Here is a 17,363-nt window from a genome sequence, read left to right on the forward strand (position 1 = left end):
GACGGACGCGCCGCCGACGCGGAAGACTCCGCGACGGCGGCGCGTCCGCGTGTGCGCGGCCCCGCGCACGCGGTGCAGGGGAGGAGGACGCGCGGCCGTGCGTCCGCGATGCGGGCGTGCGGGCACGGGTGCGGGGCCCAGAGCGACGGTGCCGGAGCAGGTGCGGCGGGGGATGCGTGCCGGGGCCGTCCGCGTGACGATGGAGGGGAGGCACGAGGAGGCCCCGAAGGCCCGCGGCACCGAAGGAGGTGTGTCATGCCGACGACGACGTGGCACGTGGAGCTGGACATCACCGAGCGGGAGCGGGTGACGCGCTGCGAGGCACGACTCACCGGCAAGGAGAGCGCGGTACTCGTCGGGGAGGGGACGGCGCGCGCCAACCCGGCCGACGAGAACGTCCCCTACATCGGCGACGAACTCGCCGTGGCCCGGGCCCTGTCCGACCTGAGCCACCAACTCCTGAACACCGCCGCGATGGACATCGAGGCGCACACCCACCAGCCCGTCACGCGCCTGGCCGTCTGAGGCCGGGCGCGATCAACGGGGGCCGAGCGCCCGCGGGGTTGGGGTGCGGGGGCGGCTTCGCGGCCGGGGTGGTGGCGGGTGCGTTGCCGGGAGTGGGCTGGTCGGTCGTTGCGGTCACTGCTTGGCGGGCTACGGGGGGAGGGGTGGTGGGTGGCGGGCTCGTTCATGTTGCTGGTGGCGGGTGGCGTGGTGGGCTGGGGTTCACCCGCCTGTGACGGGGCCGGGCGGCGGGGCGGTCGGTAGCCGGTGACGGGGTTGCCGTGGCGGGCTGCTGCCGCGCTGTGGTTCCGGTTTCGTCTTCTCGCTCCGCTCGTTGCGCGCCGGTGGCACTGCGGGGTCCGGCTGCGGGCCGTTCCGGAGTGGGGGTGCGCCTGCCCACACCCTGTGGACAGAATCGTCGCCCGGCGGGTGGCCCAGGCCTCGCCCTGCGGTCTCTCGGTCCCGGGCGTCCGGCGCACAGTCTGTGCAGGCCGTCCGCGGTCTCGCGGATCCCGGGCCCGGCGCGCGGCCTGCGGGTCGTCCGCCCACCGTCCGGCGGCGGTCGGCGGCCTCCGGCGGTCCCCGATCGGCCGCGTGGGCAAGGGGGTGATTCCGCCCGAGAGCCGCCTGCACCCCCGCCGGGCTCGGTGCGGCCCCTCGGGTCCCCGGCGCGACCGCCCACGCGCACCCCCACTCCGGAACGGCCCGCAGACAGACCGCGCAGTGCCACGCACGTGACACGAGCGGAGCGAGAAGACGAAAGCTCAGGCACAGCGCGGCAGCAGCCCGCCAGGGCAAGCCCCTCACCGGCTACCGACCGCCCGACCGCCCAACCCCGTCACAGGCGGGTGAACCCCGGCCGACCAGGCCACCCGCGCCCGCAGCATGAGCGTGCCCCAGCGAGGCACCCCTCCCCTCGTAGCCCGCCAAGCAGTGACCGCAACGACCGACCAGCCCGCACTCGGCAGGTCGCCGTCACCACCCCGGCCGCGAAGCCGCGACCCACGCCACCCCACCTTGCGCAACCCCGCTGTGGTGCACGTCACCGCCGTTCCGAGTCCCGGAAGCGCCGCGTCCGGTGTGGGATGCCGGGGTGATCAGGCAACGACGTACCCTCCCGCTCCACCCCGGCAACCGAAGAACCCGCCCGTCCCACACCCCGGGCGCCGTCGCGCTCGTCGGCGGCCTGCTGGCCGGCCTCGCCGGTCTGACCGGCTGCTCAGCGGCCACCACCGAGCCGGATGCCGCGGAAACCTCCCCGCAGGGCGGCCCCTCCCCCCAGGAGACCCGGCGCATCGAAGGGAAGCCCGGCGCGCCCGGCAGTACGGACTCCCTTCTCCCCGACGCCGGCAACGGCGGCTACGACGCCCTGCACTACACGCTCGACCTCACCGTCGACCCGGACGCCGCGAAACCGCTCACCGGGACCGCCACCCTGCGCGCCCGGGCCACCCAGGATCTCTCCCGCTTCAACCTCGACCTCTCCGGCCTCACCGTCTCCCGGGTGACCGTGGACGGCCGTAAGGCCGGGCACCGGCACCGTGGCACGGAGCTCACCGTGACCCCGGGCCGGGCCCTCGCGAAGGACCGCGAGTTCGAGGTCGTCGTCCGCTACGGCGGCGACCCGGAGTCGGTGCCCGGCGCCGCGTCCGGCAGCGACGACGGCTGGTTGCCCACCGACGACGGCGCCGTCGTGATGGGCGAGCCGGTCGGGGCCATGACCTGGTACCCGGTGAACAACACGTTGCGCGACCCCGCCACGTACGACGTCGATCTCACCGTCCCGCGCGGCCTCGCCGGCGTCTCCGTCGGCCGCTATGAGGGGAAGGAGCCGGCCGGTGACGGTCGCACCACCTACCGCTGGCGGAACACGGCGCAGACCGTCCCGTACCTGATGACCGTCGCCGTCGGGAAGTTCACCCTGGACACCTCCAAGACCAGGGACGGCGTCCAGATCGTCAACGCCGTCGACCCCCGGCAGGCGGAGCAGGCCCGGTCCGTCCTCGCGGACATCCCCGAGTTCCTCGCCTGGGGCGAGGAGCTCTTCGGGCCGTACCCCTTCGACTCGGCCGGTGCGATCGTCGACCACCAGCCGGAGAACCACGTCGCCCTGGAGACGCTCGGCCGCCCGGTCTACGGGCAGGCGCCCGACGGGATCGTGATGGCGCACGAGTACGCCCACCAGTGGGTCGGCAACTCCGTGACCCTCGCCGACTGGTCGGAGATCTGGCTGAACGAGGGCCTCGCCACCTACGCCATGTGGATGTGGGACGAGGAGAACGGCGGTCACACGACGCAGGAGTGGTTCGACTCCGTCCTCGCCTCCCCGGCGGAGGACCCCGTGTGGGCGTTCCCGCCCGGCAAGCCGGGGAAGCCCGGCCGGCTGTTCGGCAAGCCGGTCTACTTCCGGGGCGCGATGGCGCTGCACGAGGTGCGGCAGGCCGTGGGCGACGAGGACTTCTTCACGCTGCTGAAGAAGTGGGCCGCCGAACGGGCGGGGAAGCCGTCGTCGATCGACGACTTCGTCGCGCTCGCCGAGCGGGTCTCCGGAAAGGACCTGGAGAAGGTGTTCGACGTCTGGCTCTACCAGCAGGGCAAGCCCGCGGCGGGATAGCGGCCGGCGGGCCCGCGGCCTGCCGGGGGGCTCGGCGCCCGCGGGCGCACCGCTGGCCGCACCGCGGGTCCCAGTGTCGGCGCCCGCCGGCGCCCGGTGCACCGCCGCGCACGGCCCCGGCAGGCCGGGGGCACGTCCGGATGCTGGACGCGGCCTGCCGCCGCGTGCATCTTGTATCTAAGGTGTGCACATGCCGTCCTCGCTCTCCTCCCCCGCGCCGGCCAAGCCCCGTCCCGCCGCCGAGCGGGTCTACTCCCACGTCAAGCAGGCCGTCCTGGAGCGGCGCTACGAGGGCGGCATGCTGCTCACCGAGGGCGAGCTGGCCGAGGCCGTCGGCGTCTCCCGCACCCCCGTGCGCGAGGCCCTGCTGCGGCTGGAGGTCGAGGGGCTGCTCAAGCTCTACCCGAAGAAGGGCGCCCTGGTGCTCCCCGTCTCCGCGCAGGAGATCGCCGACGTCGTGGAGACGCGGCTGCTGGTGGAGGAGCACGCCGTCCGCAAGGCCGCCGTGGCCACGCCGGCCGGGCTGGTGGAGCGGCTGGAGGAGCTGCTGGCGCAGCAGCAGCGGCAGGCCGAGGCCGGCGACCTGGCCGACGTCGCCGAGAGCGACCGGGCCTTCCACGCCGAGATCGTGCGCGCCACCGGGAACGCCATCCTCGTACGCCTCTACGACCAGCTCCGCGACCGGCAGCTCCGGATGGGCGTCGCCGTGATGCACGCCCATCCCGACAGAATCGCGAAGAACATCACCGAGCACACCGAGATCCTGGAGGCCGTCCGCACCGGCGACGCCGAGGCGGCGGCCGCCGCCGTGACCCGTCATGTCGGCCGGGTACGGCACCTGGTGCACGGTGATGTGCGGTGAGCGGGGCATCCCGCGGAGGCACGGAGCACGGCGGTCCCGGCGACATAGGCTCCCCCGGCACCCCGGACGGCCCGGGAGCCCCCGGCCGGTCCGGCGGCTCCGGCCGCCGCTCCCCGGGCGAGCCGCCGGGCGGCCGCCGAGCCGTCGCCATGTGGAGCATCGGCGTCGCCGTCTACTTCGTCGCCATCACCTTCCGCACCAGCCTCGGCGTCGCCGGCCTCGACGCCGCCGAGCGCTTCGAGGTCAACGCCTCCGCGCTCTCCACGTTCTCGCTCCTCCAGCTCCTGGTCTACGCGGGCATGCAGATCCCCGTCGGCCTGCTGGTGGACCGCTGGGGCACCAAGAGGGTGCTCACCCTCGGCATCGTGCTCTTCACCACCGGCCAGTTCGGCTTCGCGCTCTCCGAGTCGTACGCCGCCGCCCTGGCCTGCCGCGCGCTGCTGGGCCTGGGCGACGCCATGACCTTCATCAGCGTGCTGCGGCTGGGCACCCGCTGGTTCCCGGCGAAGCGCGGGCCGCTGGTCGCCCAGCTCGCCGGCCTGGTCGGCATGGCGGGCAACCTCGTCACCACCCTGGTGCTGGCCCGGGTGCTCAGCACCCTCGGCTGGACCCCCACCTTCGCCGGCAGCGCGGCCGGCGGCGTGCTGGTGCTGCTGCTCGTCCTGCTGCTGCTCCGCGACCACCCGGAGGGGTACGCGCCGGAGCCCGTGCCGCACGTGGGCGCGGCCTACGTGCGCCGCCAGATCGCCGCGGCCTGGCGGGAACCCGGCACCCGGCTGGGCATGTGGGTGCACTTCACCACCCAGTTCCCGGCGATGGTGTTCCTGCTGCTGTGGGGCATGCCGTTCCTGGTGCAGGCGCAGGGGCTCTCCCGTGGGCACGCGGGCGAACTGCTCACCCTCGTCGTCGTCGCCAACATGGTGGTCGGCCTGGTCTACGGGCAGGTCATCGCCCGCCACCACGCCGCCCGGGCGCCGCTCGCGCTCGGCACCGTCGCCGCCACCGCCACGGTGTGGGCGACCGTCCTGCTCTGGCCCGGCGGCCAGGCTCCGCTGCCGCTGCTGATCACCCTCTGCACCGTGCTCGGCGCCTGCGGACCCGCCTCCATGATCGGCTTCGACTTCGCCCGCCCGGCGAACCCGCCCGAGCGGCAGGGCACCGCCTCCGGCATCGTCAACATGGGCGGCTTCACCGCCTCCATGACCACCCTGCTCGCCGTCGGCGTCCTGCTGGACCTCACCGGTGACGACTTCCGCACCGCACTCGCCTCGGTCTTCGTGCTGCAGGCCCTCGGCGTCAGCCAGATCCTGCGCCTGCACGGCCGTGCCCGGCGCCGGGAGCGGGAACGGATCGTCACCAGCCGCGTCGAGGCCGTCCACGTCCCCGTCTGAACCCCCGCCCCCGCGCCGTCCCGGCCGTCCCCGGCCGCCGTCCGGAAGGCCCCTGTAACGATGCCCGTCCCCGCACCACTACCCGGTGACGACCGACACCAGGAGGGGACGGAGGTGCGGGGAGTGTCCGACGACGCGGCACGCTTCACCGCGGCGTACGACGCCTGCCGCCAGCGGGTCTGGGCCTACGCCGCCTCGCGCGCGGGCCGGCAGGCCGCCGACGAGGTGGTGAGCGAGACCTTCACCGTGGCGTGGCGCCGCATCGGGGACCTGCCCGAGCCGCCGCTGCCGTGGCTGCTCGGCGTGGCGCGCAACGTCCTGCGCGACACCACCCGCGCCGAGTACCGGCGCGCCGCGTTCCACGCCGAGCTGCGCCACTGGACCGGGGACGCGACCGCCCAGGACGTGGCGGAGCAGGTCACCGACCGCATCGCGCTGCTCAGGGCGCTCGGCGCGCTCTCCGAGGACGACCGCGAGGTGCTGCTGCTCAGCGCCTGGCAGGGCCTCGGGCCGCGCGAGGCCGCACAGGTCCTGGGCTGCTCGGCCGCCGCGTTCCGGGTACGGCTGCACCGCGCCCGGCGGCGGCTGCTGCGCGCGCAGGACCGCACCGCGGCGCCCACGAGCACGGACCGGCCCCGGGTGCACATCGCAGGGAGGGAAGCGTGAGGACCCACGACGAGGTGCTGCGGGAACTGGCCGCGGCCCGCCCGCACAGTCTCGACCCGGACCGGCCCGTCGACCGGGAGACCCGGGCGACGGAGCTCGCGGCGATCCTGGAGCACACGGCCCCCGGAACCGGCGACGCGACCGTCGCGCCCGCGCCGGGCGACCACAGCCCGTCCCCCCGGCGGACCGGCACCCGCCGTGCCCGGTGGGCCGGATGGGGCCGGCTGGCGGTCGTCGGCGCGACCGCGGCGGCGGTCGCCGGGGTCACCCTCGCCGGCGTCCTGCTGACCGGCGACGGCCGTGACGGCGCCGCGGGCCGCTCCGCCGCCCGCGGGGAGAACTCCCTCTCCCGGGTGCTGCTCGCCGCCGCCGAGGCGATCGAGGAGGACGCCGGAGAGGCGACCGGGGAGGACGGCCGCTACTGGTACCGGGAGGTGCGGCGCGGCTGGCTGACGGACGCCCCAGGCCGCGACTACCGGCTCAGCGTGCGCCTCAGGCACGAGACATGGACCGCCGGCACCGACCGCTGGGAAAGCCTGGGCGACTTCGGCGCCCGCCCGGCCACCGAACGGGACCGGGAGCGCTGGCGGGCCGACGGCTCCCCGCGGACGTGGACGCTCGACGACGGACGGCCCTGGGTAGGCAGCGACCGGTACTTCGACGACGCCCCCGGCGGTCGCTCGGGCAGCCGGTCCCCGGTGACGATCTCCCCGGCCGAGCTGCGGAACCTGCCGGAGGAGACCGAGGCCCTGGAGGACCGGCTGCACACCCTTGCCGACGAGGAGTTCGAGAAGCCGGGGCAGGACCTCCGCAGCCTCGTCCACACCGCCGCCGAGCACCTCGCTCTCGACCTGCCCGCCACCCCGGGCCAGCGCGCCGCCGCCTACCGGATACTCGCCGGGCAGCCGGGCGTACGGGACCTCGGCGAGGTCACCGACCACTCCGGGCGACCCGGATACGGCGTGGCAGTGCCCTCCCGGCACGGCGACAGGGAACGCCACCTGGTCTTCGACCGGGAGACCGGGCTGCTGCTCGGCGAGGAGATCGTCGCACTGCGCGACGGTGCGGAGTACCAGAAGGGCGAGCTGATCGGCTGGACCGTCGTCACGCAGATGCGCTGGACGGACACGCCTCCGCCCCACGAGGAGGACCACCGCGACGACGATCCGGCCGACGACGCGGACGGCGGCCCGGACGCGCCGGCCGGTGAGGGCGAGGTCAAGACCATCCAGCCCCGCGCCGGAAGCCGGGAGGGCTGAGGGCCGCCGACCCGGGGCCCGGGCTCCCCGGGCGGCCCGCGCCGTACTCCCGTACTCGTGCCGTACGACCCACCCCGGCCCGGCGCCGCACCCGCGGCGCCGGGCCGGGGTGGGTGCCAGGCGCGTGCCCGGCGCCCTACGGCGTGACCGCGAAGTTGTGCAGGATGGCCGTGGCCAGCTCCGCGTCGCCCTCCACCTTCACCTGCCCGGCGACGGCGTCCGGCCGCACCCGCCCGCAGGCGAGCCGCATGTACGTCTCCCAGTCCAGGGACAGCGTCACCGCCGGGCCCAGCGACGGCGAACCGTTCACCGTGCCCTTGCCCTCGGCGTCCACCCGGACCGTCCGCATGAACTCCACCGGCCCGCTCACGTCGAACACCACCGCGGAGTTCTTCGGCGCGCCGGCCCTCTTCGCCACCACCTTCGGCAGCCCCGCGACCAGCACGTCCCGGGTCACCAGCGCGCCCGGGGAGTCCAGGTTGCCGGGCTTGCGCAGTGCCCGGCGGAGGTCCTGCTCGTGCACCCACACGTCGAACGCCCGCAGCATGAGCTGCTGCTCCAGGGTGATGGGGTCCCGGCCCGGCAGCACGTGCCGCACCTCGTCGTCCGGCTGCCGCTTCTCGTTCCGCAGCTGCCGCGACCGCCGGATGACCGTGTACTCGAGTTCGCCGGTCATCTCCGGGCCGGTGTGGTGCCGCCGCACGTCGACCTGCACCTCGACATAGCGGCTGGTCTCGTCGACCACGTGGTAGAGATCGCGCGGCAGCGTGTGGATCGGGCGCGGATCACCGAGCAGCTCGCACTCCACGCCGATCACGTGCGAGACGATGTCGCGGACGGACCACCCGGGGCAGTCCGTCGCGCGGTTCCACTCGCCCTCGGCAAGCGGCTTCACCAGCTCGGATATCGCTTCGATGGACTGCGTCCAGGCGTCTGCGTAAGGCTGAAGGCTTGGGTGGTCGGTCACGAGACCCCTCGGGCGGTACGGAATGTTCGCGGTATGGGTGCTCTCAAGTTAGTCTGCGCACGAGCACCCCGGCAGTGCTTTCGGGTGACGATGCTATTCCCTTTGACACCCTCGTACGCAGGGACGGTGATACGGTGCGCGACTCGCTGAGCACGGCACTGGTCCAGCTCCGGGTCGACCCGGAGGAGCCGGCCACCTCCCGCCGGGAGCGCGCGAGTTCACTCGTACGGGCCCAGCAGGGCGCCGACCTGGTGGTTCTGCCCGAGCTGTGGCCGGTCGGGGCCTTCGCCTTCCAGGAGTTCGAGACCGCCGCGGAGCCCGCCGAGGACGGGCCCACCGCCCGCGCGATGTCCGCCGCGGCACGCGATGCGGGGGTCTGGCTGCACGCCGGTTCGGTCGTCGAACGCGCCCCCGACGGCGCCCTGTTCAACACCTCCCTGGTCTTCGCCCCGGACGGCGCACTCGCCGCCACCTACCGCAAGATTCACCGCTTCGGGTTCGACCGCGGCGAGGCCACCCTCATGTCCGCCGGCACCACGCCCGTCACCGTGCCGCACCCGGCGGCCCCGCTCGGCCTCGCCACCTGCTACGACCTGCGCTTCCCGGAACTCTTCCGCGCCCTGACCGACGCCGGCGCGCACCTGCTGGTGGTGCCCGCGGGCTGGCCCGAGAAGCGCGCCGCCCACTGGACGCTGCTCGCCCGCGCCCGCGCCGTGGAGAACCAGTGCTACGTCCTGGCCTGCGGCACCGCCGGGACCCACGCGGGCGTCCCGCAGGCCGGGCGCAGCCTGATCGCCGACCCCTGGGGCGAGATCCTCGCCGAGGCACCCGACGCCGAGGAGCGGGTGCTCACCGCCGAACTCGACCTCACCCTCGTCAGCGAGGTCCGCGAGACCTTCCCGGCCCTCAAGGATCGCGTCCTCTGAACGGGCAGGCCCCGAACGGGCAGGCCCCGAACGGGCAGGCTCCGCAGGGGGAGACTCCCCACGGGCAGGCCCTGAACGGGCCCGGGACCGGCTCCGGACCGGCTGCGAACCGGCGGACCCCGGGCCTGCGTCTGAGCTGACCGGGACGACGGACGGGGGCCGCGATGGGCGGGGTGCTGGACGGCCAGTACCGGCTGGTGGAACTGCTGGGCCGGGGCGGCATGGGGGAGGTGTGGCGCGCCCACGACGAGTCGCTGGGCCGGGACGTCGCGGTCAAGCTCATCGCCCCGGAGCTGGTCGGCGGCGACGGCGCGGCGGTCGCCCGCTTCCGGCGCGAGGCCCGGGTGTGCGCCGCCCTGCACCACCGGCACATCGTCGTCGTCCACGCCCTGGGCGAGGCGGTACGGGACGGCGTACGGGTGCCGTACCTCGTCATGGAACTCCTCCGCGGCCGCTCGCTGGCGGACCTGCTGCGGTCGGCCGGTCCGCTGCCGCTGCCGGACGTGGCCCGCTGGGCCGGGCACGCCTGCGCGGCGCTGTCCGCGGCGCACGACCGCGTGGTGCACCGGGACCTGAAACCGGCCAACCTCTGGCTCCAGCAGGACGGCGACCTCAAGGTCCTCGACTTCGGCATCGCCGGCTTCCTCCGCACCGCGGGCACCGAGCGCCACACCCGGCTGACCCGGACCGGCCAGGTGCCGGGCACACCCGCGTACATGGCGCCCGAGTACGCCCGTACGGTCGCCCCCGACCCGCGCAGCGACCTGTACGCACTGGGGTGCGTGCTCTACGAGATGGTCACCGGCCGCCGGCCGTTCGAGGCGGCGGACGCCTGGGGCTTTGTGGCGGCGCACTTCACGGAGCAGCCGGTGCCGCCCGGCCGCCGACGCCCGGGGCTGCCGTCGGCCTGGGATGCGCTCATCCTCGCCCTGCTGGAGAAGGACCCCGCCGCCCGGCCGCAGACCGCAGCGGAGGTACGGGCGTTGCTGCCGGAGCAGGACGGGCCGCGAGCCGACGGACCGGCCGCGGACCCGCGGGCTGTGCCCGCCGGGGGACGGCGGACGCCCCCCACGGCGGCCTTACCGGCCGGCCGGGACACGACGGCGCACCCCGGTGCGTCGGCCGGCCCCGCCACGTCCCCGCACTCCGCCACGTCTCCACGCCCCGGCCCGGCGGCCGGCCCCCGCGCCACGACATGGCCCGCCACCGGACCCGCCCCCGGTGCGGAAGCACTCCACGCGGCCCGGCGGCGCTTCGCCGCAGCCGCGCACCGGCTGCTCACCGCACACCACGGCCGGCCGCGGACCGCATGGGAGCGCCCCCTCACGGAGGCGGCGGTCCACCACGCCCGCCGTCGCGTCGTGCCGGCGGCGCACCGGCTTCCTGCGGCCCGTACGGCCGGCGCGACACCCGCTGCCGGCACCGCCCGCCCGCCCGCACGGCCGACGGCCCCGGACACCCCGCGCCCTGCGGACCCGGTGGCGGCCCGGCCCACGGCCCCCCGCCGGGCCCTGACACGCCGTCGGCTGCTGCTCGGCACGGCGGGTGTCGCGATCACCGGCGGGGCCGGCCTCGCCGTGGCGGCCGGCGAGTTGCGGAAGACCTCGGCCGACCACGAGGTGTGGCGCTACGCCGCCGGGACGGCCCGCGACGTGGCGCGCCCCCCGGTCGTCTCCGAGCGGGCCGCCCATGCGGTGAGCGACGACGGCACCGTGCACGCGGTGGACTTCCGCACCGGGGAGCGCCGCTGGCGTACCGAGATCTGGTCCGAGCCCGTGCCGCTGCCCGGCATGGTCGCCGGGCTGCTGGTGTGCACGGGCGGCGGCATGGACGAGAAGCAGATGACCGCGCTCGACCCGGACTCGGGCGAGGTGGCGTGGCGGCTCTCCGGGGTCCACGCGGAGCCGGCGGCGTACTCCGAGGCGCACGGTCTGGTCTGGGTCGCCCGGGACCACCACGTCGAGGCGGTCGAGGCCGCGTCCGGGCGACGGCGGTGGCGGCGGCGGATCCCGGGCGACGGCTGGGTCTACAGCCCGGCGTTCCGTGAGGACGTGGTGCTGGCCGTGGGCGACTCCGACGCCGCCTCCAGCGTGCTCGTCGCGCTCGACCCGGAGGAGGGGGACGAGCTCTGGCGCGTCCCCTGCCCCCTCCCGACTTTCCGCGCGGAACGCGACACCGTCGCGGCCGGGGATGCCCTGGTGTGCGCCCTGGGCGATGTGACCTGCCTGGACCGGCGTACGGGACGGACGCGCTGGACCCGGTCCGAGTTCCTGACCTCCGCGCCCCCGGTGACGGACGAGACGGTCTGCTGGCGGGACGGCGCCGCGGTGCGCGGCGTCGACCTCGCGACCGGGAAGAACCGGTGGAGGGTAGCCCGCGGCGAGGGCGCGCGGAGAATCGCGGGCACCGGCGCCGCTGCCGGAGAGGTGTTCGTCTTCGCCACCGTGCAGGGGGTGGCCGTCCTGGACGCGCGGACCGGCACGCTGCGCCGCGCACACGACACCGGGCACGAGGTGCACTCCGCCGCCGGGGTCACCCTCCGGGAAGCCGACGGAGGCCCGACCGCCTATGTGCACTCCCACCACGGGGGTGGCTTCCTCCGGAAGCCGACCACCCGGCTGCACGCCGTCGACCCGGCCACCGGGACAGGGCTCTGGAGCAGCGAGGTGCCCGGCGAGTCCCAGACCGACCCGCTGCACCTGCCGGAGGGCGCCGTCCTGGTGCGCAACGAGGTGGGCACGCTCTTCGCCCTGCGCCCCCGGTGAGCGAGGCCGTCACCGCCCCCCCGCCTCACTCCCGCTGCGCGAGCTGGTCCACACACACCGCCACCGCGATGAGCATCGCCGGGTCGGCGTCCTCCGCCTCCACCTGCACGGCGTACGCCTCCCGCACCCGGAACCAGCGCCGGGAGATCCGGGCCAGCCGCCGTCCGCCGTACTCGATGTCGTACTCCTTGCCGACCAGGTCGCCGCGGATCTCCAGCTCCTCGCCGCCCGGCAGCTCGGCGTGGAACACCTCGCGCATCGGGGTGAACGGTTTCTCCCGTACGGTCGCCAGCACCTCGCCGTCCCGCTCGATCCGCATGGCCCCACGCAGCGAGAAGGCCTTCGCCTTGACGGTGACGGCCACCCGGCCTTCGGAGTCCTTGAGCTCGAAGGTCTGGCGCAGCCGCAGCGCCTTCCCGTCCACCAGGAAGGCCCGTTCGCCGTGTTCGTTCTCGACCCAGAAGTCCTCACCGATGCCGAACATGCGTTCCCGTACGAGATACCTCATACCCGACGCCTTCCCGCTCCCGCCTCCCCGACGCCCCACCCCCCCGCCCGGCTCACCCGTCCGCCCGCACTGCGGTCCCCGGCCCGGCCCCGCCCACGCGACCGGAAATCCGGTGGCGGCCCGCCGACCGCCGCCCAGTACTCTGCGGTGCGGACCGGCGGCCGCCCGGGCCGGTCCGCACCGCAGCAAAGGAGCCGCACCGCCATGCCGGACATCGTCCTGGCCACCGGCCGCACCATGCCCCGGCCCGTCCCCGAGAACGACGCCCTCGTCACCGCCCTCGCCGAGCAGGGCCTGCACGCCGAGATACGCCCCTGGGACGAGCCCCTGGACCCGGCCGCCACCGCACCCGGCATGATCCTGGTGCGCAGCACCTGGGACTACAGCACCCGCCGCGAACAGTTCCTCGCCTGGGCACGCGACACCGAACGCCGCACCCTGCTGCGCAACCCCGCCCCCCTGCTGGAGTGGAACAGCCACAAGGGCTACCTCCCCCGCCTCGCCGGCGCCGGGGTGCCCGTCGTCCCCACCGCACTCGTCCCGTACGACGCCCCGGACGCCGCCCGCACCACCGCCCTCGCCGCACACGACGGCGGCGACGTGGTGATCAAGCCCGCCGTCTCCGTCGGCGGCATCGGCGCCCTCCGCGCCCCGGCAGCCGCCCCCGAGGCCGCCGAGCACCTCGCCTCCCTCGTCCGCACCGGCGACGCCCTGGTCCAGCCCTTCGCCCCCGCCGTGACCACCGGCGAGACCTCGCTGGTCTTCTTCGGCGACCGCTTCAGCCACGCCGTACGGAAGATCCCCGCCGAGGGCGAGTTCCGCGTCCACGAGCGCTACGGCGGCACCGTCGCACCGCACACCCCCTCACCGGCCGAACTCGCCGCCGCCGAGACCGCCCTCAAGGCGGCCCCCACCGCCCCGGTCTACGCCCGCGTCGACCTCGTCGCCCTCCCCGAGGGCCCCGCCGTGATGGAACTGGAGCTGATCGAGCCCGAACTCTTCCTCTTCCAGCACCCCCAGGCCCCCGAGCGCTACGCCCGCCACCTCGCCGCCCTGCTGTAACCGCCGGCGCCCTGCTGTGGCCGCCCACGCGGGGATCAGGGCGCCGCAGCGCCGTCCGCGGCGCCCCGCACCAGCGGCGCGGCCCGCGTCACGAACGTCTCGACGGCCTCCCGCGCCCGGGTGTCCCGGGCGTCGTGCTCCACCTGCTCCCGCGCCGTCGACACCTCCCACGCCGCCCGGTACGCTTCCCGCGCCGCCCCCACGACCTCCCGGTCATCGGTGAGCAACTCCACCCGGTACAGCGCCTGCCGGGCCGCCGTGCGCAGCCGGTGCGCCTCGTCCCGTGCCGCGCGGAACCCCTCCCCCTCCGGGCCCTCCCGCCGCCCGTACCACCGCGTCGCCTGCCCGTGCCGGTACTCCTCCACCGCCGCCGCGAACGCGCTGTACGTCGCCATCCGCTCCTGCCGCAGCGCCTCCGCCCGCGCGAACGCCTCCGTACGCCGCGCCGCCAGCCGCTGGAAGACCTGCGTGGTCACCGCACCCAGCAACGTACCGACGACCGCCACCGCACTCGCCCAGATCGCCTCCACGCCCCCACCCGATCACACCAGCCGACCGTCGTACCGGCGCCCCCGGAAGGACCCGACCCGCACGGACCGGTCAATCCGCGCCATAGCAGGAGTCCCCGCAGGAAAATGCTCGCCCGGCCGATGAATCCGCACCGCGCCGGGAGTCCACCTTTCCGAGCCCGATGTGACGATCCCGACCCGTCCCTCCCGGAGGAGAACCATGACCGCCACCCCGTCCGCCCCCGCCACCGTCCGCACCCTCGACGTCCCCGGCGCCCGCCTCCACTACGAGGTGCGCGGGCAGGGCCCCGTCGTGGCCCTCGTCGGCGCACCGATGGGCGCCGACGCCTTCGCGCCCCTGGCCGACCGCCTCGCCACCGACCACACCGTCCTCACCACCGACCCGCGCGGCATCGGCCGCAGCCCCCTCGACGACCCGGAGCAGGACTCCACGCCCGCCCTCCGCGCCGACGACCTGCACCGCCTCCTCGCCCACCTCGACGCCGGCCCGGCCGTGGTCCTCGGCTCCAGCGGCGGCGCCGTCACCGCCCTGGCCCACGCCCAGGCGCACCCCGAGCAGATCCGTACGGTCATCGCCCACGAACCCCCGCTGGAGGCGCTCCTCGACGACCGCGACGCCCTCGCCGCCCGCACCGACGACATCATCGCCACCTACCTGGCCGGCGACGTCGTCGGCGCCTGGCGGACGTTCATGGAGAAGGCGGAGATCACCCTGCCCGAAGGTGTGCTGGAGAAGATGTTCGGCGGCGACCGCGACCCGCGGCAACTCGCCGACGAGCGCCGCTTCTTCGCGCACGAGATCATCCCCACCACCCGCTGGGAGCCCGACCTGACGGCCCTGCGCGCCGTGGCCGACCGCCTGGTGGTCGGCATCGGCGCCGACTCGGCCGGCCAGCTCTGCGACCGCGCCTCGCGCGCCCTCGCCACCGCCCTCGGCACCGAACCGGTCCTCTTCCCCGGCGGCCACACCGGCTTCGCCGACGCCCCGGACACCTTCCTCCCCCGCCTCCGCGAGGTCCTGCGTACGCCCTGAGCCGCTTCGGGGCCCGTGGGCGGGGCCCGTCGTACGCCGGCCGACGGTCCGCTCGGGCCTCCGGTCACCGGCGAACCGCGTCGACCGGAGGCCCGGGCTCCGCCCGACTCCCCTTACCATCAGCCGACATGGCCACCGTGATCGTCACCGTCGGGCTGGCGTTCGCCGGCTACCTGGCGACCTACCTCAACGGGATCCGGCTCTCCCAGCGCCAGGCCCGCCTGACCCGGGTGAACGAGCAGCTCAGCGACCTCTACGGCCCGCTCTTCGCCCTCATGGAGGCCAACAGCAGGACCTACGACTACTACGCCGAGAAGTACGCCAGCCACGACGGCTCCAACCCGTTCCGCCGCGAGACCCCGCCCACGGACCGGGAACTGGCCGAGTGGCGGGCCTGGGCGACCACCGTCTTCATCCCCAACATCCAGGCCATGCGCGACGTGATCGTCACCAAGGCCGACCTGCTGCTCGAAGAGGAGATGCCGGAGGTCCTGCTGGAGTTCTGCGCCCACGTGCACGGCTACGAGATCACCGCGGCCCGCTGGTCGGAGGGCAACTACGACGAGCACCTGTCGATCCTCCGGTTCCCCGGCCGGGAACTCCGTACCTACCTCACCGACCGCTTCACCCGCCTCAAGGCCGAACAGTCCCGTCTCCTCGGCCACAGAAGACGTTTCCGGGGCCGCCTCCCCGGCCGGTGAGGCACCCGCGGCCCTCTTCCCGGAGAGGCCTCGGTGCCCAACCCGATACGTACCGGACGCCGGTCGACTCCCGGACGCGCACCCCTGGCCTTCCCGCACCGCCGGGGTGAGCTACGGCAGCCCGTACGCGCTCCCGCACGCATTCCACCAGAGCCCGGCACCACGCCGGGACGACACCGGGACCGGTTCGCGGACGGCCGCCCGCAGCCGTACGCCGACGCGCGCCGCTCGGCCGGCCCGTGAAGGAGAGAGCCCATGCACCGCAGGGAGAAGGACATCCTGGTCCACGAACTCGGCGAAGTGGCGCGGGCCTCGGGCGCCGGCCTCACGCGGCTGATGGCCAAGGCGATGCGGACGAACGTCCACGAGGTCGCCATCGTGCTCCCGCTGGCCGCCGACGAGGCGCACCGCCACGTCGCCGCAATCCTCCACGACGAGGGCCGGGTGCTCGACGGCGCCCCTGAGCACGCCCCGCCAGGCTCGACGGTGCTCCGTGCAGTGGTGGACGCGGGCAAGGGCGGCCTCAACTCCGCAGTCGTCACCATCGCTCTGACACCCGGCGGAGACACGGAAACCCACACCCTCGTCCGGGCGGCCGCCCTCGAAGGCCTGATCAAGCAACGCGCCGGCGAGCACACCGCCACCCGCCTCGCCACAGCCCTCGCGCCATAGCCCCCGGGCTGCCGCGTCAACGGCTCCGTCTCCGATGGGTGGGAGTCATCGCGCGCCGGGTGCTTCCCGCGGGTGAGGGGGCCTCTGGGCCACGCCGGGCTGCTGCCGCGGCCCTGTGCTTCCGCCTACCGCGGGTGACCCCGAGTGCTACGTCGTGATCCGATCAGTGTGACAACAGGGGAGAGATGAGTGAGCTGGGCGATAAGAAGCCCCGCTTGGGATTACCCTCGTACCCGGTGTCCCCGCGTAGGAGAATCCCCAGGGAGCTGAGATGAGCGACTCACCGTGGACGATCGAGCGGATCCACGATGCCCTCGCTGCTCCCGCCCTGGCTCAGCGGTTCCTCGCCGAGATCAACAAGGCGCCGGCTCACGAGTTGCTCACCACCTTCGCCAAGTGGGAGCGCATCGCCAGGGACACCCAGGCCGCACTCGACCGTGCCGATGAAGTCATCGAGTACGACGCCCGGGGCGAAGAGCCTCCTGGTGAATGGGTTGACGGCACTCGGCGCATCCAGGAGGCAGCCGACAGAATCCGTGCACAAGGAGCCGCCTGACCTGGCACCCTGTACCGGGTGTACAAGCTCCGCTACGAGAAGGCAGCAGAGGTCGTATGGGACTCTTTGCCAGACGATGCGCGCACCGAGCTCGACCGCGCGCTCATCGCTGTCTGTGAAGACCCTTACGGCACCACAGAACCAGCCGGCGAGGACGGCGACGTCAAGCGCATCCTCACCCTTCGGTACACCATGTGCGTTCTCGTCGCCATCCAGCCCCCGATCCAGCGCGTACGCATTCTCCACATCAGTTACCTCGGTTGAAGCGTGCGGTGAGACTTCATCGCCGCCACTCAGCGGTGGGTGCGCGTATGAGGTAGGCACAGGCCCTGATGTCTTATGGGTTC

At 74.6% G+C, this 17,363-nt stretch carries 17 protein-coding genes; 14 read left to right on the plus strand and 3 right to left on the minus strand.

The features are described 5' to 3' along the window. Positions 1–255 precede the first annotated feature (255 nt). From HOY81_RS13425 to HOY81_RS13450, 6 genes are all read left to right on the plus strand, one after another. Positions 256–525 carry a DUF1876 domain-containing protein gene (locus HOY81_RS13425; protein WP_237320564.1) on the plus strand — a complete coding sequence of 90 codons (270 nt, stop codon included), beginning with the start codon at positions 256–258 and terminating at the stop codon, positions 523–525. A gap of 1,072 nt (positions 526–1,597) precedes the next feature. Next, positions 1,598–3,118 (plus strand): M1 family metallopeptidase, encoded by a 1,521-nt coding sequence (locus HOY81_RS27680; protein WP_237320565.1) that lies wholly within the window; start codon positions 1,598–1,600, stop codon positions 3,116–3,118. Positions 3,119–3,308: 190 nt separating this feature from the next. Beyond that, positions 3,309–3,980 (plus strand): GntR family transcriptional regulator, encoded by a 672-nt coding sequence (locus HOY81_RS13435; protein WP_237320566.1) that lies wholly within the window; start codon positions 3,309–3,311, stop codon positions 3,978–3,980. A 149-nt stretch (positions 3,981–4,129) separates the two neighbouring features. Beyond that, complete coding sequence (locus HOY81_RS13440; RefSeq protein WP_237320600.1) at positions 4,130–5,371, plus strand: nitrate/nitrite transporter; 1,242 nt, start codon at positions 4,130–4,132, stop codon at positions 5,369–5,371. A gap of 123 nt (positions 5,372–5,494) precedes the next feature. Then, positions 5,495–6,037, plus strand: a complete 543-nt coding sequence (locus HOY81_RS13445; RefSeq protein ID WP_237320567.1) for an RNA polymerase sigma factor — start codon at positions 5,495–5,497, stop codon at positions 6,035–6,037. Next, entirely contained in the window at positions 6,034–7,296 is a 1,263-nt protein-coding gene (locus HOY81_RS13450; protein WP_237320568.1) for a CU044_5270 family protein, read from the plus strand. The genes HOY81_RS13445 and HOY81_RS13450 overlap by 4 nt, the downstream gene beginning before the upstream one ends. A 136-nt stretch (positions 7,297–7,432) precedes the next feature. On the opposite strand, the gene HOY81_RS13455 is transcribed toward HOY81_RS13450, so the two are convergent. Beyond that, the gene (locus HOY81_RS13455) at positions 7,433–8,263 is read right to left on the minus strand and encodes a maleylpyruvate isomerase family mycothiol-dependent enzyme (RefSeq protein WP_237320569.1); all 831 of its coding nucleotides are present in this window, start codon (positions 8,261–8,263) and stop codon (positions 7,433–7,435) included. A gap of 146 nt (positions 8,264–8,409) precedes the next feature. Here HOY81_RS13455 and HOY81_RS13460 point away from each other — a divergent pair, with 146 nt between their 5' ends. Both HOY81_RS13460 and HOY81_RS13465 read left to right on the plus strand, forming a co-directional pair. Next, positions 8,410–9,189, plus strand: a complete 780-nt coding sequence (locus tag HOY81_RS13460) for a carbon-nitrogen family hydrolase (RefSeq protein WP_237320601.1) — start codon at positions 8,410–8,412, stop codon at positions 9,187–9,189. 164 nt (positions 9,190–9,353) lie between these two features. Continuing rightward, positions 9,354–11,954 carry a PQQ-binding-like beta-propeller repeat protein gene (locus tag HOY81_RS13465; RefSeq protein ID WP_237320570.1) on the plus strand — a complete coding sequence of 867 codons (2,601 nt, stop codon included), beginning with the start codon at positions 9,354–9,356 and terminating at the stop codon, positions 11,952–11,954. A gap of 25 nt (positions 11,955–11,979) precedes the next feature. Here HOY81_RS13465 and HOY81_RS13470 read toward each other — a convergent pair whose 3' ends face one another. Further along, positions 11,980–12,462, minus strand: a complete 483-nt coding sequence (locus tag HOY81_RS13470) for an LURP-one-related/scramblase family protein (protein WP_237320571.1) — start codon at positions 12,460–12,462, stop codon at positions 11,980–11,982. Between the two features lie 204 nt (positions 12,463–12,666). Between HOY81_RS13470 and HOY81_RS13475 the strand changes: the two genes are divergently transcribed. Continuing rightward, entirely contained in the window at positions 12,667–13,524 is an 858-nt protein-coding gene (locus HOY81_RS13475; RefSeq protein ID WP_237320572.1) for a RimK family alpha-L-glutamate ligase, read from the plus strand. Positions 13,525–13,559: 35 nt separating this feature from the next. On the opposite strand, the gene HOY81_RS13480 is transcribed toward HOY81_RS13475, so the two are convergent. Next, positions 13,560–14,054: a hypothetical protein gene (locus HOY81_RS13480; protein WP_237320573.1), complete on the minus strand. Its 495-nt coding sequence runs from the start codon at positions 14,052–14,054 to the stop codon at positions 13,560–13,562. A 199-nt stretch (positions 14,055–14,253) separates the two neighbouring features. Between HOY81_RS13480 and HOY81_RS13485 the strand changes: the two genes are divergently transcribed. The 5 genes from HOY81_RS13485 (at position 14,254) to HOY81_RS13505 (ending at position 17,280) form a co-directional block, all read left to right on the plus strand. Continuing rightward, positions 14,254–15,087, plus strand: coding sequence for an alpha/beta fold hydrolase (locus HOY81_RS13485; protein WP_237320574.1), 834 nt, complete (start codon positions 14,254–14,256; stop codon positions 15,085–15,087). 128 nt (positions 15,088–15,215) lie between these two features. Further along, complete coding sequence (locus HOY81_RS13490; RefSeq protein ID WP_237320575.1) at positions 15,216–15,788, plus strand: hypothetical protein; 573 nt, start codon at positions 15,216–15,218, stop codon at positions 15,786–15,788. Between the two features lie 255 nt (positions 15,789–16,043). After that, the gene (locus HOY81_RS13495; RefSeq protein WP_237320576.1) at positions 16,044–16,460 is read left to right on the plus strand and encodes a hypothetical protein; all 417 of its coding nucleotides are present in this window, start codon (positions 16,044–16,046) and stop codon (positions 16,458–16,460) included. A gap of 271 nt (positions 16,461–16,731) precedes the next feature. Beyond that, the gene (locus HOY81_RS13500; protein WP_237320577.1) at positions 16,732–17,016 is read left to right on the plus strand and encodes a hypothetical protein; all 285 of its coding nucleotides are present in this window, start codon (positions 16,732–16,734) and stop codon (positions 17,014–17,016) included. 18 nt (positions 17,017–17,034) lie between these two features. Continuing rightward, entirely contained in the window at positions 17,035–17,280 is a 246-nt protein-coding gene (locus HOY81_RS13505; RefSeq protein ID WP_237320578.1) for a hypothetical protein, read from the plus strand. Positions 17,281–17,363: the final 83 nt, after the last annotated feature.

This window comes from Streptomyces sp. JJ36, assembly GCF_021696945.1.
GTDB lineage: Bacteria > Actinomycetota > Actinomycetes > Streptomycetales > Streptomycetaceae > Streptomyces.

What these genes read in the sequence shown, in the direction of transcription:
- HOY81_RS13425 (WP_237320564.1), top strand. Translation starts at nt 256, where the DNA reads ATGCCGACGACGACGTGGCACGTGGAGCTGGACATCACCGAGCGGGAG.
- HOY81_RS13435 (WP_237320566.1), top strand. Translation starts at nt 3,309, where the DNA reads ATGCCGTCCTCGCTCTCCTCCCCCGCGCCGGCCAAGCCCCGTCCCGCC.
- HOY81_RS13440 (WP_237320600.1), top strand. Translation starts at nt 4,130, where the DNA reads ATGTGGAGCATCGGCGTCGCCGTCTACTTCGTCGCCATCACCTTCCGC.
- HOY81_RS13465 (WP_237320570.1), top strand. Translation starts at nt 9,354, where the DNA reads ATGGGCGGGGTGCTGGACGGCCAGTACCGGCTGGTGGAACTGCTGGGC.
- HOY81_RS13470 (WP_237320571.1), bottom strand. Translation starts at nt 12,462, where the DNA reads ATGAGGTATCTCGTACGGGAACGCATGTTCGGCATCGGTGAGGACTTC.
- HOY81_RS13475 (WP_237320572.1), top strand. Translation starts at nt 12,667, where the DNA reads ATGCCGGACATCGTCCTGGCCACCGGCCGCACCATGCCCCGGCCCGTC.
- HOY81_RS13485 (WP_237320574.1), top strand. Translation starts at nt 14,254, where the DNA reads ATGACCGCCACCCCGTCCGCCCCCGCCACCGTCCGCACCCTCGACGTC.
- HOY81_RS13490 (WP_237320575.1), top strand. Translation starts at nt 15,216, where the DNA reads ATGGCCACCGTGATCGTCACCGTCGGGCTGGCGTTCGCCGGCTACCTG.
- HOY81_RS13495 (WP_237320576.1), top strand. Translation starts at nt 16,044, where the DNA reads ATGCACCGCAGGGAGAAGGACATCCTGGTCCACGAACTCGGCGAAGTG.
- HOY81_RS13500 (WP_237320577.1), top strand. Translation starts at nt 16,732, where the DNA reads ATGAGCGACTCACCGTGGACGATCGAGCGGATCCACGATGCCCTCGCT.